Source organism: Tenacibaculum sp. MAR_2009_124, assembly GCF_900105455.1.
Lineage (GTDB): Bacteria > Bacteroidota > Bacteroidia > Flavobacteriales > Flavobacteriaceae > Polaribacter.
The window spans coordinates 1,107,857-1,126,885 of the sequence record NZ_FNSF01000005.1 but is presented as its reverse complement, the minus strand read 5'-3'; the positions used below and the strand labels follow the sequence as shown (position 1 = coordinate 1,126,885).

18 protein-coding genes are annotated in these 19,029 nt (G+C 31.9%); 5 read left to right on the top strand and 13 right to left on the bottom strand.

The genetic code is table 11. The features are described from left to right. Nucleotides 1-4: 4 nt before the first annotated feature. Both recO and BLW23_RS15765 read right to left on the bottom strand, forming a co-directional pair. A complete protein-coding gene (recO, locus tag BLW23_RS15770) occupies nucleotides 5-727 on the bottom strand; it encodes a DNA repair protein RecO (protein WP_093671537.1) in 723 nt (240 codons plus the stop codon). Next, the gene (locus tag BLW23_RS15765; RefSeq protein WP_093671853.1) at nucleotides 727-3,051 is read right to left on the bottom strand and encodes a type IX secretion system anionic LPS delivery protein PorZ; all 2,325 of its coding nucleotides are present in this window, start codon (nucleotides 3,049-3,051) and stop codon (nucleotides 727-729) included. Before BLW23_RS15765 ends, recO begins: the two co-directional genes overlap by 1 nt. Nucleotides 3,052-3,238: 187 nt before the next feature. Between BLW23_RS15765 and BLW23_RS15760 the strand changes: the two genes are divergently transcribed. Continuing rightward, nucleotides 3,239-3,709, top strand: a complete 471-nt coding sequence (locus BLW23_RS15760; RefSeq protein WP_093671535.1) for a CYTH domain-containing protein — start codon at nucleotides 3,239-3,241, stop codon at nucleotides 3,707-3,709. 262 nt (nucleotides 3,710-3,971) lie between these two features. Here BLW23_RS15760 and BLW23_RS15755 read toward each other — a convergent pair whose 3' ends face one another. The 3 genes from BLW23_RS15755 to BLW23_RS15745 form a co-directional block, all read right to left on the bottom strand. After that, nucleotides 3,972-5,303, bottom strand: a complete 1,332-nt coding sequence (locus BLW23_RS15755) for a sensor histidine kinase (RefSeq protein WP_093671533.1) — start codon at nucleotides 5,301-5,303, stop codon at nucleotides 3,972-3,974. 3 nt (nucleotides 5,304-5,306) lie between these two features. Then, the gene (locus BLW23_RS15750; RefSeq protein WP_176829850.1) at nucleotides 5,307-6,020 is read right to left on the bottom strand and encodes a LytR/AlgR family response regulator transcription factor; all 714 of its coding nucleotides are present in this window, start codon (nucleotides 6,018-6,020) and stop codon (nucleotides 5,307-5,309) included. Nucleotides 6,021-6,277: 257 nt separating this feature from the next. After that, nucleotides 6,278-7,042 carry a lysophospholipid acyltransferase family protein gene (locus BLW23_RS15745; protein WP_176829849.1) on the bottom strand — a complete coding sequence of 255 codons (765 nt, stop codon included), beginning with the start codon at nucleotides 7,040-7,042 and terminating at the stop codon, nucleotides 6,278-6,280. Between the two features lie 188 nt (nucleotides 7,043-7,230). Here BLW23_RS15745 and trpS point away from each other — a divergent pair, with 188 nt between their 5' ends. Further along, nucleotides 7,231-8,199 (top strand): tryptophan--tRNA ligase, encoded by a 969-nt coding sequence (gene trpS / locus BLW23_RS15740; protein WP_093671528.1) that lies wholly within the window; start codon nucleotides 7,231-7,233, stop codon nucleotides 8,197-8,199. 307 nt (nucleotides 8,200-8,506) lie between these two features. On the opposite strand, the gene BLW23_RS15735 is transcribed toward trpS, so the two are convergent. The 5 genes from BLW23_RS15735 to BLW23_RS15715 all read right to left on the bottom strand — a co-directional run bounded on the left by BLW23_RS15735 (nucleotide 8,507) and on the right by BLW23_RS15715 (nucleotide 13,038). Then, nucleotides 8,507-9,763, bottom strand: a complete 1,257-nt coding sequence (locus tag BLW23_RS15735; RefSeq protein ID WP_093668298.1) for a transposase — start codon at nucleotides 9,761-9,763, stop codon at nucleotides 8,507-8,509. A 309-nt stretch (nucleotides 9,764-10,072) separates the two neighbouring features. Then, entirely contained in the window at nucleotides 10,073-11,110 is a 1,038-nt protein-coding gene (locus BLW23_RS15730; RefSeq protein WP_093671526.1) for an NADP(H)-dependent aldo-keto reductase, read from the bottom strand. Between the two features lie 21 nt (nucleotides 11,111-11,131). Next, nucleotides 11,132-11,323, bottom strand: coding sequence for a hypothetical protein (locus BLW23_RS15725; protein WP_093671524.1), 192 nt, complete (start codon nucleotides 11,321-11,323; stop codon nucleotides 11,132-11,134). Between the two features lie 202 nt (nucleotides 11,324-11,525). Then, the gene (locus BLW23_RS15720) at nucleotides 11,526-12,713 is read right to left on the bottom strand and encodes a phosphoglycerate kinase (protein WP_093671522.1); all 1,188 of its coding nucleotides are present in this window, start codon (nucleotides 12,711-12,713) and stop codon (nucleotides 11,526-11,528) included. A 37-nt stretch (nucleotides 12,714-12,750) separates the two neighbouring features. Then, complete coding sequence (locus BLW23_RS15715; RefSeq protein WP_093671520.1) at nucleotides 12,751-13,038, bottom strand: YciI family protein; 288 nt, start codon at nucleotides 13,036-13,038, stop codon at nucleotides 12,751-12,753. A gap of 235 nt (nucleotides 13,039-13,273) precedes the next feature. Between BLW23_RS15715 and BLW23_RS15710 the strand changes: the two genes are divergently transcribed. Then, nucleotides 13,274-13,696 carry a molybdenum cofactor biosynthesis protein MoaE gene (locus BLW23_RS15710; protein WP_093671518.1) on the top strand — a complete coding sequence of 141 codons (423 nt, stop codon included), beginning with the start codon at nucleotides 13,274-13,276 and terminating at the stop codon, nucleotides 13,694-13,696. Between the two features lie 11 nt (nucleotides 13,697-13,707). Then, on the top strand, nucleotides 13,708-14,241 hold the full coding sequence (locus tag BLW23_RS15705) for a GNAT family N-acetyltransferase (RefSeq protein ID WP_093671516.1): 534 nt from the start codon (nucleotides 13,708-13,710) through the stop codon (nucleotides 14,239-14,241). A 231-nt stretch (nucleotides 14,242-14,472) separates the two neighbouring features. Here BLW23_RS15705 and BLW23_RS15700 read toward each other — a convergent pair whose 3' ends face one another. Both BLW23_RS15700 and BLW23_RS15695 read right to left on the bottom strand, forming a co-directional pair. After that, a complete protein-coding gene (locus BLW23_RS15700) occupies nucleotides 14,473-14,949 on the bottom strand; it encodes an OsmC family protein (RefSeq protein ID WP_093671514.1) in 477 nt (158 codons plus the stop codon). Then, nucleotides 14,946-15,359 (bottom strand): amino acid-binding ACT domain-containing protein, encoded by a 414-nt coding sequence (locus BLW23_RS15695; protein ID WP_093671512.1) that lies wholly within the window; start codon nucleotides 15,357-15,359, stop codon nucleotides 14,946-14,948. The genes BLW23_RS15700 and BLW23_RS15695 overlap by 4 nt, the downstream gene beginning before the upstream one ends. A 70-nt stretch (nucleotides 15,360-15,429) precedes the next feature. Between BLW23_RS15695 and BLW23_RS15690 the strand changes: the two genes are divergently transcribed. Next, nucleotides 15,430-16,116 (top strand): ArsR/SmtB family transcription factor, encoded by a 687-nt coding sequence (locus BLW23_RS15690; RefSeq protein ID WP_093671510.1) that lies wholly within the window; start codon nucleotides 15,430-15,432, stop codon nucleotides 16,114-16,116. A 38-nt stretch (nucleotides 16,117-16,154) separates the two neighbouring features. On the opposite strand, the gene BLW23_RS15685 is transcribed toward BLW23_RS15690, so the two are convergent. Next, nucleotides 16,155-18,908, bottom strand: a complete 2,754-nt coding sequence (locus BLW23_RS15685) for a PD-(D/E)XK nuclease family protein (protein WP_093671508.1) — start codon at nucleotides 18,906-18,908, stop codon at nucleotides 16,155-16,157. Between the last annotated feature and the right edge of the window lie 121 nt (nucleotides 18,909-19,029).

Genomic DNA, 19,029 nt, shown 5'->3' with positions numbered 1-19,029 from the left:
TTATTTAATTAAACACAGTTTCTAATATATCTAATGATTTTGGCTTTCTAAACCCATCCAAATGCAACTCAAAATATTTTATAATTGTTTTGAGTATAATTTGTCTTTCATTTTTATTCAATGAAATTGCATTTATTGCATCAAAATTTATGCCTAACACCCTTTTGAAAAGTATTAATTCTACATTATAAAGTGTTAAATTTTCATGCTCAGAATCGGTAAAGCTTCCCTCGGCTAAATTAAAACCTTTTTTTCCCATATTTGCCGTATCTGGATAAAAACCTAAAAACCTAGATAAATTCATTAAAAACACTAAATGGAAATTTGAAATTTCATCATGACTATCAAGCCAAAGTAAGGCCGTTTCTATGTAGATATACAACCCTGGGTTTTTTTCTTCTTCCTGAATAATACTTGAGAGTATTTCAGAAAGAAACATAGCAATTGTTTGCTTTACAATAGATGTGTGCATACTACGATAAAGATGGACAACACGTGCCTCCTTAATTGAGTTCAGTGTGTTTTTATGATTATGATTAGCCACCATTTGTAGTTGAGTTAGCGGCTGAAAATAGGCCGTTTTAAGCTTCCCTTTTTTTGAACTTAAAACCCCTTTAACCATGTAAGACTTAACCCCGTCTTCAAGTGTAAAACATTTTACAATTAAACTGGTATCGCCATATTTAATAGCTCCAAACACAATGGCTTTGGTATTCACAATTGGCATTAGTTTACAATCGCTATTTTAGTTGTTGCTGATTCAGTATTATCTTCATTAGAAAGTAATACTATATATATTCCTGATGCCACTTTTGTTCCTGCTAAGTTTCGTTTGTTCCACGTTACTTTCCCTCCTCCCAACTGCTGACCTTCCACAACATTTGTTTCAAAAACTAAATTTCCAGAAACGTCTAATATTTTCACATTCGTTCCCTTGGGTAAGTGAGAATTATTACGTCCGTCAATAGTAACAACATCATGTTTTCTTAGTACCGGATTAGGATAAGCATACACCTCTTCTAAACCTTCCCCGAAAGGCACAACACCGCTTTTATAAGCTACCATTCCTCGATTTGTTGCAAAATATACTTTACCCGTCATATCATCGACTTTTATTTTTACAATTTTATTCGAAGGCAAAGGTGAGTTATCTTTATTGAATGCCGACAAGGTAGTTTCTCCACTTGGATTTGTATATAAAACACCTCCTGTTTCTGTTCCAAACCATTTATTATCTCCTCCATCAACTTCAATAGAATTTATACTTTGATCGCCTAAAAGTTTTTTCGGAATTCCTTCATCCAAAATCACAATAGGTTCAGCATTATTAATAGTACTTTCAAAAATTCCCGAAGCATTATTAAACACTACCAATCCAACAGATGTACCAATCCAAATTCTGTTATTTCTATCGACTCCAATGGTTCTAACATTATTACTCGGCAAATCTCCTTTATTAATTTCAGCAATTAAAGCCTCCTTTCTATCTCCGTTTTCATTATAAGCCAATAAACCATTCGCTCTTGTTCCAATCCATACATTATTAAACCTATCAACTTCAATTTCATTTAATCCTATTTTACTAAAGTTAATAATTGACTCAATATCATAGCTTGTCCATTGACCGCTTACTGACATTTTTTTTAACCTCTCCGAAACTCCAATATTTGTTACCCATAAATTCCCTTGCCTATCGAAAGCTGATCCACTTACACGAATGGTCACTCTATTAGAAATATCTTCTACAATATCTTCCAAAGGGCTATTTAATTGGTTATAGAAATTTTGGACTTGGCCTTCCTGAATGCTTAACAACCCTCCAGTTAACGGAGTGCTAATCTCTGCTCCTGTAATATCTCCAAATGAACTTATAAAAACTGAACTCTCTTCATTTTTATTAATATTTACAGAAACTAAATCTGCAAATGGTGTATTTGGATCATATGGGTAGTTATTCCAATTCTGACCGTTAAAATGAGAGAATCCTTTTCTGCTTCCTGATGGGGTATATGTTACATCATAGCCTCCATAAACTAACCACAAATTATTATTATGAACATCCATTGAAAAAATGTCATTAAACATTGGTCCTTCTGGGTGAATTTCTTGAAAAGCACTTCCATTAAAGGTTTTTAAAATTCCAAAAGTGCTGGTTCCTAAATAGACGTCACCATTCTCTTCAAAAGCCTGATTTAATTGAAAATCAAAATTACTATTGGCAGCTATTCGTTTTACCTCTATTAAACTAGAATTCAAGACCACTGCAGTATTACTCAAAGCAACAGTGATGCTGTTATTAGAACTTTTAACTCCTCTAATACTTTCTGGAAACGTTCGGACAGTATTTATATTTGATCCTTGAATTCGAAGCAATTCATTTCCTCTTGAAGCAAATACCTGATTATTAAAAACCGAAATATTCGTAAAGTTTCCTATAAATGCTCGTGTCCAATTATTAAAATCTATCAAATTTGGATTATTCACATCAGCAATATATATTCCATTTTCCGTCGCAGCGTAAATTCTTTCTTCATATACGGCTATTTGATGTATCTCTAAATCAGACGACCCTGAGCCAATAAAATAAGTATCTCCAAACTCCAACCTTTCTATATCATAAACAACAATAGCAAAAGGTGTTGCTAAATACAATTTATTATTAAACTCGTAAATATGGTTGATTCTTTTTTCTCCTGTTTGATTAAAATTAGTAATCTCTGGAGACTTGGTTATTCTACCATCGTTACTTACCACTTCCAGCAATCCATCTTCATAACCAATAATCAACCTCTCAAGTGAACTACTGTAATGCAATGCTGAAGTTGTGCCGCCTGACAACCCATGAATTGATGATATTTTATTGGTTTCATTCGCAACCTCATTATATATAAACACCGCATTATCGGCCAAAGCATACATAAAATCACCTTCTTTCGTAAAATCTTTTACATTCGAATAAGAAAAAAGATCTTCCCAACTGTCAGAATAGTCTACCTGAGGGAATAATACGATATTAAACAAAAGCAGAAAAAATGGCAGTGTTTTTTTCACTTGTACAACTTGATTTAAATATTTAGTTTCAAAGATGAATGACGTAAATTTTAGTCTAACCATACCAAATTGCCAAGCCCAAAAACCAGCAACATAGGTAATATTTATTCTTAAACATTTTGTCCTAACATCAAAGATATTATTATTAACGCTAAAAAGCAGTACATTCGTACAAATTTGATTTTTTATGTCTGTAGAAATTGAACGTAAATTCTTGGTTTCTTCCAATAACTTTGAAACCTACGCATTTAAAAAAGTTTATATCAAGCAAGGTTTTCTGAATTCTGATAAAGAACGTGTTGTTAGAGTTAGAATAAAAGATGATGAAGGTTTTTTAACTATAAAAGGACCTTCAAATAAAGAAGGAACTACGCGATTTGAATGGGAAAAACAAATAAGCAAATCAGAAGCTGATAGTTTATTTGATTTATGTGAAGAAGGCATTATTGAAAAATTCAGATATTTAGTAAAAACAGAAGCACATACTTACGAAGTAGATAAATTTTTAGGTGATAATGAAGGTTTAATAGTTGCCGAAATTGAACTCAATTCTGAAAATGAATTTTTCTCAAAACCAGATTGGCTAGCGAAAGAGGTTACTGGTGACATTAAATATTATAATTCCAACTTAAGCAAATTACCTTACAAAAAATGGTAGTACTATTAAGTACTACCATTTTCAAGTTATAATCCAAGAATTCATATTCTTCTTCTAAATTTCGTATTATAAAGAAAAGACCAAGCAATTCTTGATCTTTTCTCGAATAAAACTGTGAGTTCCCCCTAAAATCACAATCCCTTTCTTTTCATGTTTCTAAATTACAAAAGATTACACTTCATTTTCTATGAATTATGCCATTGGAAGAAAAACTTAAACAAACAACTAACATCAAGCAATAACTGGTGTTTACCAATTTGTATTAAGCTAATTTTAAAGGAAAAACAATAGAAATTTGAGTTCCTGTTTCTTTACCATCCTTTAAGTCTTTAATACGAATATCAACAGTTTTTCCATACATAATTTCCATTCGTTCTTTTACAATACTAATTCCAAACGATTTTCTATCAGAACTCTTATTTAAACGTCTGCTCTTACTTCTTTTTATTCCAATTCCATTGTCTCTTATTAAAACCCGAACCATTTCACCTAGTTTATAAATTGAGAGTTTAATCTTTTTCTCTCCTTCTTTAAAACTCAATCCATGCCAAATGGCATTCTCTATAAACGGTTGTAAAAAAAGAGGAACTACTCTCAACTTAGAGACCTCAATGCTTTCATCAATTTGAGTCTCAATGCTAAATCCATTTTTAAGTCTCATTTGTTCAAGCTTTATATAAACTGATAGTATCTCCAACTCTTCTTCTAAACTAATTGAATTCTCATTTGTTACTTGCAGAACTTTTCTAATAAGTATGGAAAATTTTGTAATAAAATTAGAAGCCTCATCAACTTTATTTTGAATCACATAACTATTAATAGAGTTTAATGAATTAAACAAAAAGTGTGGATTCATCTGACTTTTAAGAGCAACCATTTTTAACTGAGCTATTTGGTTTTTTTGCTTTAATAAGTTCAATTCTGCTTGCTGCTTTTTTTCAAAGATTTCTTTCAAGTACCCGCTGATTAATGCAGTAAATATTATACTCTGTGTAAACGCTCCTATGAAATAATAAAACATTCTATGCACAGGCAAATCTATCAGGTAATACTCTCCTTTCATCATTTTTATTGAGCTTATATTTGCTGCAATAAGAAAAAAAACGCTCCCAATTAACAAATACACCGAATGCTTTGATTTACTTTTAACCAGCATATAAAAAACGAACAAAGAACAAATTGAAGCAAAGGGCACAGAAAAAGCTACCACTTTTTTTTGAATTTCAAATCCATAAAAAAACTGAACAACTATAAGTATCAATGCAAAAAAAATAAGCATCCAAGAAAATTTTCTAGCGATAACATCTAGCTTTATAAAACCTCTTTGACTTCTAATTAAACTCCTACAAAACTGGATAAAATAAAAATACGCGATGTATTGAATTGAAAAACTGATGTATTGATAAAATAACACCACAGTTTGATTTTCAAAAACGTCTCTGGTTAGATATACCACAATACAAAATAAATAAATACTATAGTACTTATTAAGCCTATCTCTATTCAATAAATAAAAGATAAAATGATAAATGAAGAGAACAGAAAGCCCTCCTCTTATCCAAGAATAAAAACCAGAAGTTATATCAAGAAGCATTAATTATTTATCCAATTGTAACATTTCCACCAACTCACTCTTCTTACGCCTACTTACACTTACAACCGTTCCATCGATTAAGGTCAATTCACTTGAACCTCTATTGTACTCTGTTACACAATTCAAATTAATCACATAAGAATTATGTACTCTATAAAACTCAGGAAAAGAAAACTTTTTTTGAACTTCTTTTAAAGTTTTGGTAGCAACTATTCTTCTATCTTCAGTCAAAAAAACAGTTGTGTAACTTTTATCAGCTTTCAAATAAACCACATCTTCTTTATCAATTAAATACACCTTCCCATCGGCAGAAATATTTATCTTATTTACTACTTTGGCGTCTCTTTGTTTATAATAAAATCGCTTTTTAACTTTTTCAAAAGTAAGTTGCAACTCATCTAAGTCAATTGGTTTTAAAAGGTAGTCTAAAGCATTCGCCTTTACTGCCTTCACACCATACTCATCATGGGCCGTTGTAAAAACCACATCAAATCCTCTATTTGGAAAATTATTTAAAAAGGCAAAACCGTCCATTTCTAACATTTGGATATCTAAAAAAACAATATCAGGCTTTATTTTTCTAATTATATCAGACGCCACAACGGGAGAACTACATTTTACAATGTTCAAATCTTCATTTGGTCTACACTTCCTTATTTTCCACTCTAATGCCTCTAAAGCATCATTCTCATCATCAATCAAGACAATCTTTATCATACGTTTACTCATCAATATTACATTGTATCAAGACTATTATAATGTGGGGGAGTAAACACAGCGTTCGTGCAATATGAAAAAAGGCACAACACTTGTTTTCATATTAAGGTTCGCTTTGCTTCTAAAAGCTTTTATCTTTAAGTATCAGTCTTAAATATAAGGAATTTTTTCTTAAATTCCTCATCAAAAAAGAAATAAAACTGCAATAAATCACAGGTTTAGACTGCTACTTTCCAAAAAAATCGTTTGCAAAAATATTAAAACTTTTTGTTTGTATCATCCATATATCGTTTATCATTACTTAATTCATGATAAATCATATCATATGCCTGTCTTCTTAATTCTTTTCTATCGCTTATTTCTTTGTGGCCTGTTTCTATAAAACGCCCTTGTTTTATCCTGATCACACCAGGTCCTCCTTTGTAAATATTCCAAGAAAAAAACCGCTTGCTATCGTAATAAACCTGAGGCACAATAGGTATTTTATGTTCAATAGCTAAGCTAAATGCTCCATTTTTAAACGGGGCTAACACTATTTCCTCTTCTGGCACAAGTCCTTCAGGGAAGATACCAACACTGGTTCCATTTTTTAACTTTTCCTTAGCCATTTTATAAACTCGTTTTCTACTTTTATCTGAACCTCTATCAACCATAATTACTACTTTTTTGTAGAAGAAACCGAAAACAGGAATTTTTACCAATTCTTTTTTTCCGATAAAAACAATAGGATTCTTGCTTAGAATAATCATAATCCAAGGATCAATCATAGAGGCATGATTCGCAATAAAAAGGTAACTTTTATCCTTTTCGATTCGTTCATCTCTTTCAATTTTTAATCGAAACCCCATTCCATATACCAATAAAAAAGACCATGCTCTTATTGTTTTCCAAAATGTTGGATAGTATTTTTCATTTGAAGTGAGCACTAAAAGCAATGGCATCATTATCAAAATTGTACTAAACATTAATACGTAAAACCAAAGCCTCCAAATTAAAAGAAAAGGAATTTTAAAATACTTCATAACTGCGAATGTAGTAATTTCTTTCGTTTGATAAATTTAAAGCTTATTTTTGCCCTCTTGTGTTATAATAAAACTAATTGCATAAGATTTTAAAGGATCAATTACAACCAATTTTATTCCATTGAGTATGATAAAATTAGTTGTGTTTTTTTAACAAACCAGATATAACCAATTTTATATAATAATCCATGGCGAGAATTTTAACTGGAGTTCAAAGTACAGGAACACCACACTTAGGAAATTTATTGGGAGCTATTTTACCTGCTATTCAAATGGCGAATGACTCAAACAATGAATCTTTTATTTTTATTGCAGATATGCACTCTTTAACACAGATTAAAGACGGGGAGCAACTGCGCGAAAATACCTATAGTGTTGCTGCAACTTGGCTTGCTTGTGGTATTGATATTAATAAAACAGTATTCTACCGTCAAAGTGATATTCCAGAAGTTGCTGAGTTATCTTGGTATTTAAGTTGTTATTTTCCTTTCCAAAGACTCACCTTAGCTCATAGTTTTAAAGATAAAGCGGATCGTTTAGCCGATGTTAATGCGGGATTATTTTCTTACCCAATGTTAATGGCTGCCGATATTTTGTTATATGATGCTGAAATAGTTCCTGTTGGTAAAGATCAATTACAGCATTTAGAAATTTCACGAGATGTAGCCAACAGAATTAATAATATTGTTGGAGAAACGTTGGTTCCACCAGAAGCTAAGATTAATGAAGAAACTAAGTTAATTCCTGGGATTGATGGCGAAAAAATGAGTAAGTCGAGAAATAATGTCATTAATATTTTCTTGCCAGATAAAAAGCTTAGAAAGCAAATTATGGGTATTCAAACGGATAGTACACCTTTAGAAGAACCCAAAAACCCAGATACTGATAATGTTTTTGCTTTGTATAAACTCTTAGCCAATGAAAAGCAAATTGCTGAGATGAGAGCGAACTATGAAGGTGGAAATTACGGTTACGGACATGCAAAACAAGCTTTATATGAATTGATTATAGAGCAGTTTGCCGACGTTAGATCAGCATATAACCATTACATGGAAAACCGCCATGAAATTGACGAAGCCTTAGCTATTGGAGCTGATAAAGCCAGAAAAGTTGCTAAAGATGTTTTACAAAGGCTACGTAAAAAAATAGGATATTAATGAAAAAGGAGCTGATTTAGGGTATCTCTTTAGAAAATGTAATATTCAACTAAAGGTATTAAACTAGCGTTGATATTTCCAATCAATATAATTCTCTAAACAAGAGAGAATCTTAATAATTTGAGTCTTAGCGTTGGTAGGCACTTTCAGAAAACAGTCTATTTTTTAAAATACATTGAAAATAGAGGATAAAATTATATAAATTCTATCCTCTATTTCTGTTTAAAAGAGGTTTTATTGATTGAATCTCCTAAAAACGTACCTACAAGACGTAGCTCTCCCATGAAAAAAATACTAAGATTTTATTTTAGGCTATTTGTTGGTCTGTTTGAGCTATTTTTCTTCGACCAATTTCTAATGCATTTCCTGTGTGTATACCAAAGAATATCCATAGAATTTCATTCTTTTTTGTTTTGGCTTTTATTTTCCGTAGGTGATAATGTTCTTTATCCTTACCAAAAGAGCCTTCTAATCTTGTTGCTCTTTCTTTAGCAATGATAGCCCTAAGTTGCTTTTTCTCTTTATGATTTTTAGGTTTTCTACCCTTGGGGATAAAGTCTGTCTGTATGGTTTTTGAGCTACTATATGTTCTGTTTTTATTGGTAGCATAAATTTTATCTCCACCGGCTACTTTTACCTTTTTTCGAGTTAACCCTTGCGCTTTTTGAACTGTTTGTATAAAACGGTTTCCTTCGTGAAACGCATTAAAATTAATATGTTCTATAAAGCTAATTCCATCAATTTGAACTTTGTTAACTTTTGCTCCAAACTCAACAGGCTTTACTTCTTTTCCGCGAACAATAGGACGGATATAATCCTTATGAATACTTACAATTCTATCTTTGATTTTTTCTCCTGTATCAAAATGATCTTTTTGTTGTTTGTAAATTCTTTGGATTGTGTCGATTCGCTTATAATACAAGGGCTTAAACTCGATATTGTAGGCCTTGGATAATTCCTTTTCAAAATCGATAAACTTACTTAATAGCTTCAGTAAAGCTCGGGTTAATGAAGTACGTTTAGACTTGGTTTTTCTTCGCATTTTACTAAATCCTTGGTAACGTTTTTTCCACTTGTTATATCTACTTCTGATCATCTTAGTTCCTAAGATGGAGCAAGTTTTACGTAATTGATTGTACAACCAGTGAACAGATTCCCAAAGTAATTTCTGGATGGTAGGATAACGAACTTCACTTTCGTAACAAGTAGCATCCATTACGATTTGGTCGGTACTATCAATATGATTTTTCCAAGAATTAAAAAGAACTTTTTCTACTAAATTAATATCTAGTTTCTCTGCTAATTCACAACGTATTTGACTTATTATTTTATAGTTTGTTAAACGTTCAAAACCTAATTCTATATCGCAGAAAAATTGATAGTCTAAATTTGAGTTGAGTTGTTCAATCATTTTCCTATCCGAACAATTGGCATAATGCTTTAAAAACATCAAGCCAAGTCTTCCTTTAGGGCTAAAAAGATAGTTACGCCCTTTTTTTTGTTCAGTAATATTTAAAGTAGTAACCAAGTCATCCCAATCAATAGCAGAATAGATTTTGCCCAAATCTCCCTCTAAAAAACGTGTGTAATGAGCATCATAATTCTCACTGAGGGGAAAAAATTGAAATGCGGTGTTGCATTTCAGAAATTCTTCGTATTTTCATAATTACACAAATGGAAACCCCGTTTTTTACCTTTTTTGGTGATTTTCGGGGTTTATTATGAATATAAGATACAACAAAACCCTCGTAAAAACAAGGGTTTAGCTATTTTATGACAGTGCCTTGGTAATACACTACGTTTAAGACCAAAAAACAAAAAAGCGAGAATTTTAACTAATCCTCGCTTTTTTTATACTTTAAACACCTACAAATTAAGGCGCTGGATTCGGTATTAAACTATGCACCGTTTCTATTTCTTTTAAAATATCTGCCGATAAATCAATATTAATAGAATTGATATTTTCTTTTAATTGATCCATTTTTGTAGCACCAATAATATTACTGGTAACAAAAGGTAATTGATTGACATAAGCCAATGACAATTCTGCCAATGTTAAATTGTGCTTTTGAGCGATTTTTTGATACTTTTCAACCGCTTTTTCAGATTCAGAAGATGAGTACCTGCTAAAATTTGGAAATAGCGTTACACGTGCTCCTTCGGGCTTTTTATCTCCTAAATATTTTCCAGATAAAACCCCGAATGCTAAAGGTGAATACGCCAATAAACCGATATCTTCTCGCAAAGACACCTCCGACATTCCATATTCATAAGAACGATGAATTAACGAGTATGAGTTCTGAATTGTTACAGGCCTAGGCAAGTTATGTTGTTCAGAAGTTTGCAAATACTTCATTGTTCCCCAAGGAGTTTCATTAGACAAACCAATGTGCTTGATAACTCCTTGCTTTACAAAATTGTTTAAAGTTTCTAAAATCTCTAAATGATTTTCAGCTTCTTTCGCTGAAACTTTATATGGATATTCACGAACTCCAAAGCAGTTAACTCCTCTTTCTGGCCAGTGTAATTGATACAAATCAATATAATCTGTTTGCAATCGTTGTAAACTACCTTCAACAGCCTCTTCAATAGCTCGTTTGCTAAAACCATCTTTACGAATATGCGCTGTATAATCACCAGCTCCAGCAATTTTGGTTGCTAGGACTACTTTTTCACGATTTCCTGTTTTTTTAAACCAAGTTCCAATAATTCTTTCGGTTTCTCCATAGGTTTCGGCATTTGCTGGTACTGGATATAACTCAGCAACATCAAAAAAGTTAACACCTTGCTCAAGAGCATAATCCATTTGCTCATGTCCTTCGGCTTCAGTATTCTGATTCCCCCAAGTCATTGTCCCTAGGCAAATTTTAGAAACTTTTATATTAGTATTTGGTAAAGTTGTGTATTTCATTGTTTTCTTATTTCAGATCTTTTAATTCCCAATACCTCTAAGCTTTTCAGCTTTGTTGAATAGACGAGTTGATATTTCTTTAAGTGAACACAATCGATTTTCTTTTATCACAAAAGCTAGACTCCCTACATCTCCGCTATACATTATTATAGAATCCGATTTTTGATCCCAAGCAATTTTCCAAGTGCTAAAATCGCCTGCTCGAGTATTCAAACTGTCCAGAAACTCACCTCTTCAATTATATAAATGTAAAAATACATATGCATAATCTTCCAGAGACTTATCAGTTCTATTTACACTAGTTTGCAAAAAATATTCTTTTGATGGCGAAATAATCAGTTCAGATTCATGATCACTAAAACAGTTAATAAACATTATAAAAGAAAGCAAAACTAAAAACTTCTTCACTTTATGTTTAATTCAAAATTGCATCAATTCCTGGAAGTACTTTTCCTTCTAAGCTTTCTAGCATGGCTCCTCCACCAGTTGATACATAACTTACTTTATCGGCAAAACCGAACTGCTTTACTGCTGCTACAGAATCTCCTCCTCCTACTAATGAAAATGCTCCGTTTTTGGTAGATTCAGCAATGGCATTCCCTAATTCAGTAGTTCCTTTTGAAAAGTTATCCATTTCAAAGACACCTAAAGGTCCATTCCATAAAATAGTTTTAGAAGCTGCTAATACTTCTGCAAATTTCTCAGAAGTCTTTGGCCCAACATCTAATCCCATCCATCCATCTGGAATTTCATTAGTATCTACCGTTTTCGTGTTTGCATCATTTGAAAAAGCATCCGCAATTACAGCATCAACAGGTAAGTGAATTTGTGTATTGTTTCTTTTTGCCTTTTCTAAAATTTCAAGAGCTAACTGTAACTTGTCATCTTCAACTAAAGAATTCCCAATTGTTCCCCCTAAAGCCTTTACGAAAGTAAAAGTCATTCCTCCTCCTATGATAATGTGATCTACCTTTTCAATAATATTCTCAACAATTCCGATTTTAGATGACACTTTTGCTCCACCTAAAATTGCCGTTACTGGTTTTTCTGAATTGTTTAAAACCTTGTCGATACTCTTAATTTCTTGAGCCAGTAAACTTCCAAAACATTTATTATTTTCAAAGTAGTTCGCAATTACAGCGGTTGAAGCATGCGCTCTATGTGCTGTACCAAAAGCATCATTTACATACACATCTCCCCACTTTGAAAGTTGTTCCGCAAAAGCTGCATCTCCAGACTTCTCTTCTCCATAAAAACGTAAGTTCTCTAATAATAAGATTTCACCTGCTTTTAAATTGTTTACCGCTTCTGCTACTTTATCTCCAATACAATTTTCAACGAAAGTTACTTTTACGCCTAAAACTTCAGTGACTTTATCGACTATATGACGTAGTGAAAATTGATCTTCAACACCCTTCGGACGCCCTAAATGAGACATTAAAATACAGCTACCTCCATCTTCTAATATTTTTATAATGGTTGGTTTTGCTGCTTGTATTCTAGTTGCATCTGTAACTTCAAAAGCATTATTTAATGGCACGTTAAAATCAACACGAATGAGTGCTTTTTTATTTTCAAAGTTAAAATCATTAAGTGTTTTCATCTTGTTGTAATTGTTTTTTGTGTTTTTTATTATTCTTTTAGCTTAATAAAAATGCTAGTTCTTTACTGGTTTTGCTTGGAGTAAATTCTATTACTTCATAATTAGCGACACCTTGTTTTTTAAAAGGATCTTTTTCAATAATTTTCTCTATATCACTAAGACATTCTCCTTTTGCCAAAATAACTCCTCCGGTTCTAGGCTCTTTTCTTCCTGAAGCCATAAAATTGCCAGCACTGTATTGTTCTTCTAAATAAGTAACATGCTCTTCTATATACGTATCTACAATATCCAACGGTACTTGATACGTTAAACTGATAATAAACATATTTTAAGTTTTCTTTTCTAAATCCTGAATTCAACAAATGTAACTATTTAAAATCACATAAAACCTCAACAAAAACACAACAAAGGGTACGTATTTCTTAAAAGAAATATAAATTTTACTGATACAATAAAATCTCTTTAAACATTTGTAATCAATTTGTTAGTTCCCCTGATTTTTGTCCTAAATTTTACTGAATTATCAAATGAAAAAAATCGTGTATTTTTGATAGACTATTATGAGCAAGACATCTATTAAAATATCCTCTGAAGTATTAAATCTTCAAGAATGTTACGACTTCGTAGCTGATCCTTCTTGTGGAGGAATCGCTGTTTTTGTAGGAACCGTAAGAAATGCTACCCAGAATAAAGAGGTAACACAACTTGATTTTTCGACGTACAAACCTATGGCTTTAAAAGAAATGCAAAAAATCGCAGACCGGATCCTTAAAAAATTTGGAATTACGAAAATTGCCATTCACCATGCTGAAGGTTTATTAAAAATAAGTGATGTTCCTGTAATCATTACTGTTTCATCACCTCACAGAAAAGCTGCTTTTGATGCTTGTCAATATGCCATTGACACTTTAAAAGAAACTGTTCCAATTTGGAAAAAAGAATATTTTTCTGATGGCGAAGTCTGGGTAAATGCTCATCCTTAAAACAAATTGATATGGTTAACTATAAAACTACCGAAAACACAAAAGAACTGTCTCAAATTTTAACGCTTCAAGCCCAGAACCTACCTACTAACTTAAGCGAAGAAACAAAAAAGGAACAAGGTTTTGTATCGGTTCATCATGATCTAGAAATCTTAGAAACTATGCACAATGTGCATCCTCATATCATTGCAGTATCCGAAGGAAATGTAGCTGGATACGCATTATCAATGTCACGGAAATTCAGAAATGACATTCCTGTTCTCGCTCCTATGTTTTTAAAAATAGACGCCTCTAAAAAAGGAGATTCAAATTATTTAGTTATGGGGCAGGTTTGTGTTGCTAAAGATTTTCGAGGCAAAGGCGTTTTTCGGGGTTTGTACACACATATGAAAAAGGTGTTTTCTGGTTTTTATGACAGCATCATTACGGAAATTAATGCCAAAAACACACGTTCCATTAACGCACATAGTAGCATCGGCTTTGATGAATTAATGCGCTACGATTTTGAGGGCGAAACTTGGGTTGTGGTGTTTATGGATATTTAACCAATCGATTTTAGTCCTGAGCTATAAATATTGAATTTTAAGTTTTAGATTTCTCCTAGCGCCGAAAGTAGATTATGTATAAATTTGTCAGTCTTTAATACTGATTAAAAAATGTATCGAGAATCGTTTGAACATTGAAATGCACTTTCTCTTTAGGTAAAAAATAACTGAGGAGAAGTAAACTCAAAATCTAACACCTATCTTTTACTATTGCTTACTTCTCAATTTTCACTAGTTTTCTTCGATTGAACAACAAGGATTATGAAGAATCTTAAAATTTACTGAGTTAGCAATAAAGCATAATTCATTCGCTTTTTTATGTAATTCAATTGATTTCTCTATCATTGATTTTTCAGTAACTTTAATAATTGGGTTTAAACTTACTTCAGAAAAACATCCGCTTCCATTTTGTTCTTCAATCATAATACCAGTTGGTTTATCAACATATTCTGTTACTACGATATTAGACTCTGAACATAAATGTAAATACCAAAGCATATGACAAGATGATAATGAGGCAAGCAATAATTCCTCTGGATTATATTTAGTTTTATCACCCAGAAAAGCTGGATCAGAAGAGCATAAAATACCTGGCTTATTATTGATAGATATCATATGACTTCTTTCGAACTCTTTATAGTTTAAAGTACCTTTTCCTTTGTTTCCTGTCCATTTTATTGTAGCTAAATAATTGTGTTGTCTTTTCATATTACGTAATCATCGTTGTTTGTCCATGTCTTCATCCACTTATCAGATACTTTTTTTGCTTTTTCATATTCGTCAACCACCACAATTAATTGATTGTCATGGTCACTATATTGTGTTAAAATATTGACGTTTTCATCTGCTAATTCTTTACAAAACATTCCTAATTGACCAGGAATATCTTGTCTGAGTTTTTGAATAATTACATTACTAATTTTTGTGACTTTTATTCCAACTTTTTCTAGTTCTGTTTTTGCCTTTTCTGCCTCTTCGACTAAAAAGTTAGCTATTGAAAAATTGCCATTTTGGAAAACCCCGCCGCCTTCAAGACTGATTTTATTTTGCCCGAGTATTTTTCCCATTAGAGCCAATTGACCACATTTGTTTTCAAGTAATATTTCTATGTTTTTCATTTATTATAACTTTTTATATTCAGCAAAGTAAATCGATTTATTACTTTTATACTTCATTTGAAAATGAACAATGGAAGAAAATAATTTTATCTCAGTAGCTTCATTATTATGCGAGCCTTCGAGAGCAAAAATAGTTTGGAACTTATTAGACGGTAGGGCGTATACAGCAAGTGAATTAGCCATAGTTTCAGATTTATCACCTAGTTCAGTTAGCAATCATTTATCAAAACTCCTGAGTAATAATATTCTAAAAGTTGACACTCAAGGAAGACATCGATATTATTCTTTTGCTAATTCTGATGTAGCTTATGCTGTAGAATCTTTAGCAAATTTATCTAATGATAATTTACCTTCTAAATCAAATAAAAAATTAACCAAAACTGGAGTTAAGTATTGTCGAACTTGTTATGATCATTTAGCGGGTTATGTCGGTGTTATGATCACTGAAGCAATGGAGGAGCAAGGTTATTTGATAAAATCTGAGAAAATTTACCTTGTAACTAAAAAAGGTTGGGAATGGCTTTCTAAATTTGGAATTTTGGAAGCTCATTTTAAAAAAAGTCGTCGAGCTTTAACTCGGCAATGTCTTGATTGGTCAGAACGTCGCCCTCATTTAGCAGGACATTTGGGTGCTGTACTTCTGAATAAAATGCTGGAAAATAATTGGTTGAAAAAAGTTAAGTTTTCAAGAGAGATTATTATTACTTCCAAAGGTAAACAATCACTTAATAATTTACTCGGAATTGTTTTGCATTAGTCACCAAATAGTTGAAAAACCCACTTAGCTTATAACTTCTAATACTTTAAATCTGTAGGTTCAACAAACGAAAACTCTGGATTGTATATTTCTTTAATGTATTCTTTTATTTCCGACATGAATTCTTCCAATCGCTCTTGCGTTACATTATTATCTGGAGTCCTGTAGTTTGAAGAAAAATTCATCTTTAAGAATCCTTTTCTTAAATTTTTAAATGAAAAGATCCCGGCTTCCAATGGCTTTGAAAAATCGTATTGCTTGTTTTGCGTGTATAAATAAGCATATAGCATTACCTGAATTGCCTTATGAAACTTCAACTCCCTTACCCCTTCAAAATCAATTACTTTTAAGTTAGCACTTTCTACCTTTCCTGTTTTATAATCAATAATTCTTGTAACGCCATTTAGTTGATCAATTCTATCAACCTGACCATGTATTTTTACAGGAAAATCTAGTCCATCGACTTGAATATGGGCTGCTAACGTTTGTTCAGTTGCTATAATCTTAAGTTGATTCGCTTCATCCTTTAAAAGTTCTTTCTCCTGCTTTAAAAAATTAATCACAAAGCGATTGGCAACCTCGAAAATTAAACGGTTTTTACCTGTACTAATATCTCCATTTTTAAAATGCTTCGAAAAATAAAACACAATAAGTTCCTTTGTTTTCTGCTGCATCATTGTAACATTACTCAACGTCAAGAACTTTCCTTCAAATGGTTTATACAACGCTTCTAATGTATCATGTACCACCGTACCCATTGTATTTGCCGCAACGGTTTCTTCTACATCATCGAATTCTTTAATTTTTAATACTTTCTGTTTATAAAAAGAAAACGGATTGTACAAATAGTTAGTTAATGCCGACGGTGAAATTCCTTTTTCTGCTAGTTCTTTAAGCCTTTCTAAAACATCTTCCGTTTTCGAAATTTCCTTTTCTTCTGTTACGGTAGTAATAATTTTAGGGCTAATAATTTCTTCCTTAATATCATTACGCATCATTTCAAGTTGTGTAATAAACCTGCTTTTTTCTCCACTACCAAAAACATCATGTTCGGTATTGTATAATATGTATATGTTTTTAGCTCGCTGTAATAACCTAAAAAAGTGATAGGAGAATAGTGCATCTTTCTCCTTATAAGTTGGGAGTCCAAATTCTAACTTTACATCAAATGGAATAAATGAAGTTTGTTGGTGGTTTCCTGGTAATATTCCTTCGTTAACCGATGTAATTATTACATTTTCAAAATCGAGGACTCTTGTTTCTAATACCCCCATTAACTGCAACCCTTGTAAGGGTTCACCTTGAAACGATAAACTTTCCGACTGTATTAACTGTTTAAAAAACTGTTGCAATGTTTTTAAATCTTGGATATAGTTAAAAGTATCGTGTAAATTTTGTAGCTGAGTAAATGCGGTATAAAAACGATATAAGTATTCTTTTTCCAACTCATTCGCCGTATCCTTTAAAATCAATAATAGCGTAATAACTCTCGATAAAAACTCATCAATATTAGTATATGGCTTACATAAACCCAAAACTACAGCTTTTGTTTTTTCAGGTATTTGAATGAAAAACTTCTCTATTTTTTCCAAACTCACAAACGTGCTATTGCTTTCTACAATCACTTCTGACAAAACATCTGAAATGTTTTCATCTTCAATATAAAGCAATTGATAAATGGACGGATGCTTCAATAAAGCAATAACATCTTTATAATAAAATAACTGACTCTCTTTTTTCTGTAATTTTTCTTGATTTAAAAAAAGTCGAAAAATAATTTGTAACAAGCTTGTAGTGGGTACATCTTTTAATGGGTACCCCATTGTAATGTTTACCGCATCTACTTTTGGTGGCAAGGAGTTCAGTGTAATAGGTAATAGTGATTCATCTGCCATTACCAAGGCTGTATTATTGTAGTTTGAAAAGGTTGACAATATTTCGCCAGCATATTTTATTTGAGTAATATTTTTTGAAGCACCTATTACCTGTATATTTTTTGTTGCTGCAAAATGCTCTGCAATGGTTTCTATCGGATTATTTTGATAATGTTTCCAACGTGTTTTGTATTTTCTAATAAAACTTCCTGCCTGATGATTACTTTCATAAAAAGCCTTATCAATATCCCAATAAACTTCAGTATTTCCAGCAGCAAGCATTTTTTGAAATAACAATTCTTCAGCAGCATTCAAGGCATTAAAACCAATAAAAAAATACTTTTTACTAGTTTTTGTAGGAATAAAATCATCAATTTTTTTAACCGCCTCTCTATAAATCACTCCTTGATATCCGATGTTTTTATCGACCAAAAATTCGTAAAACAGTTCATACAACTTATGTAATCTTTCCATGAATGCAAAGTGATCTTTCATCAACTCTGTTTCTTGAAAAGTACCTGACACCGACCATTTTCGCAATCGGTGTATATCTCTTAAATACACAAAAATTTCACGAGCATTAATTAAGTGCTGATCAATTTCATTAAAATCTTGTATAACGGTAAATGCCCATGAAGAAAACACATCGAACGGGTCTGCTTTTGGTTCTTCTTTTTTATAAATACTATAAAAATGGAAAAGCAATTGTACCGAATCTGCTTTATTAATTCCCGAAACCTCTTCAATAAAATCGCCTATATTACTTATGCGAGGTAAAAATCCTGTCTTTATTTTGTTTTTTAAAGCTTGTTTTACAAAGACCCCTGCCCTTTGTGAGGGCAAAATAAATTCCACCTCTTCAAAGGTTTGTGTTGTTTTTAAAATGGTGTCTAAAGTATCAGTAATAAAGGACTGCATCGATTCTATATTGTAAAAGCAAAGTACAATTTTCTTTTATATAACCCCTAAAAAATTGACGACTCTATTCCTCTTAATTTTTAAAACCATCATATCCTTTTTCCTAAAAATCATCAATGGG

Bases quoted from the DNA above. Each gene is read 5' to 3' on its own strand.
- BLW23_RS15730 (WP_093671526.1), bottom strand. From the start codon at position 11,110: ATGAAATACACAACTTTACCAAATACTAATATAAAAGTTTCTAAAATT.
- BLW23_RS15695 (WP_093671512.1), bottom strand. From the start codon at position 15,359: ATGAAAAACATAGAAATATTACTTGAAAACAAATGTGGTCAATTGGCT.
- BLW23_RS15710 (WP_093671518.1), top strand. From the start codon at position 13,274: ATGAGCAAGACATCTATTAAAATATCCTCTGAAGTATTAAATCTTCAA.
- BLW23_RS15745 (WP_176829849.1), bottom strand. From the start codon at position 7,042: ATGAAGTATTTTAAAATTCCTTTTCTTTTAATTTGGAGGCTTTGGTTT.
- BLW23_RS15700 (WP_093671514.1), bottom strand. From the start codon at position 14,949: ATGAAAAGACAACACAATTATTTAGCTACAATAAAATGGACAGGAAAC.
- BLW23_RS15720 (WP_093671522.1), bottom strand. From the start codon at position 12,713: ATGAAAACACTTAATGATTTTAACTTTGAAAATAAAAAAGCACTCATT.
- BLW23_RS15705 (WP_093671516.1), top strand. From the start codon at position 13,708: ATGGTTAACTATAAAACTACCGAAAACACAAAAGAACTGTCTCAAATT.
- trpS (WP_093671528.1), top strand. From the start codon at position 7,231: ATGGCGAGAATTTTAACTGGAGTTCAAAGTACAGGAACACCACACTTA.
- BLW23_RS15715 (WP_093671520.1), bottom strand. From the start codon at position 13,038: ATGTTTATTATCAGTTTAACGTATCAAGTACCGTTGGATATTGTAGAT.
- BLW23_RS15685 (WP_093671508.1), bottom strand. From the start codon at position 18,908: ATGCAGTCCTTTATTACTGATACTTTAGACACCATTTTAAAAACAACA.
- BLW23_RS15750 (WP_176829850.1), bottom strand. From the start codon at position 6,020: ATGATAAAGATTGTCTTGATTGATGATGAGAATGATGCTTTAGAGGCA.
- BLW23_RS15690 (WP_093671510.1), top strand. From the start codon at position 15,430: ATGGAAGAAAATAATTTTATCTCAGTAGCTTCATTATTATGCGAGCCT.
- BLW23_RS15760 (WP_093671535.1), top strand. From the start codon at position 3,239: ATGTCTGTAGAAATTGAACGTAAATTCTTGGTTTCTTCCAATAACTTT.
- BLW23_RS15755 (WP_093671533.1), bottom strand. From the start codon at position 5,303: ATGCTTCTTGATATAACTTCTGGTTTTTATTCTTGGATAAGAGGAGGG.
- recO (WP_093671537.1), bottom strand. From the start codon at position 727: ATGCCAATTGTGAATACCAAAGCCATTGTGTTTGGAGCTATTAAATAT.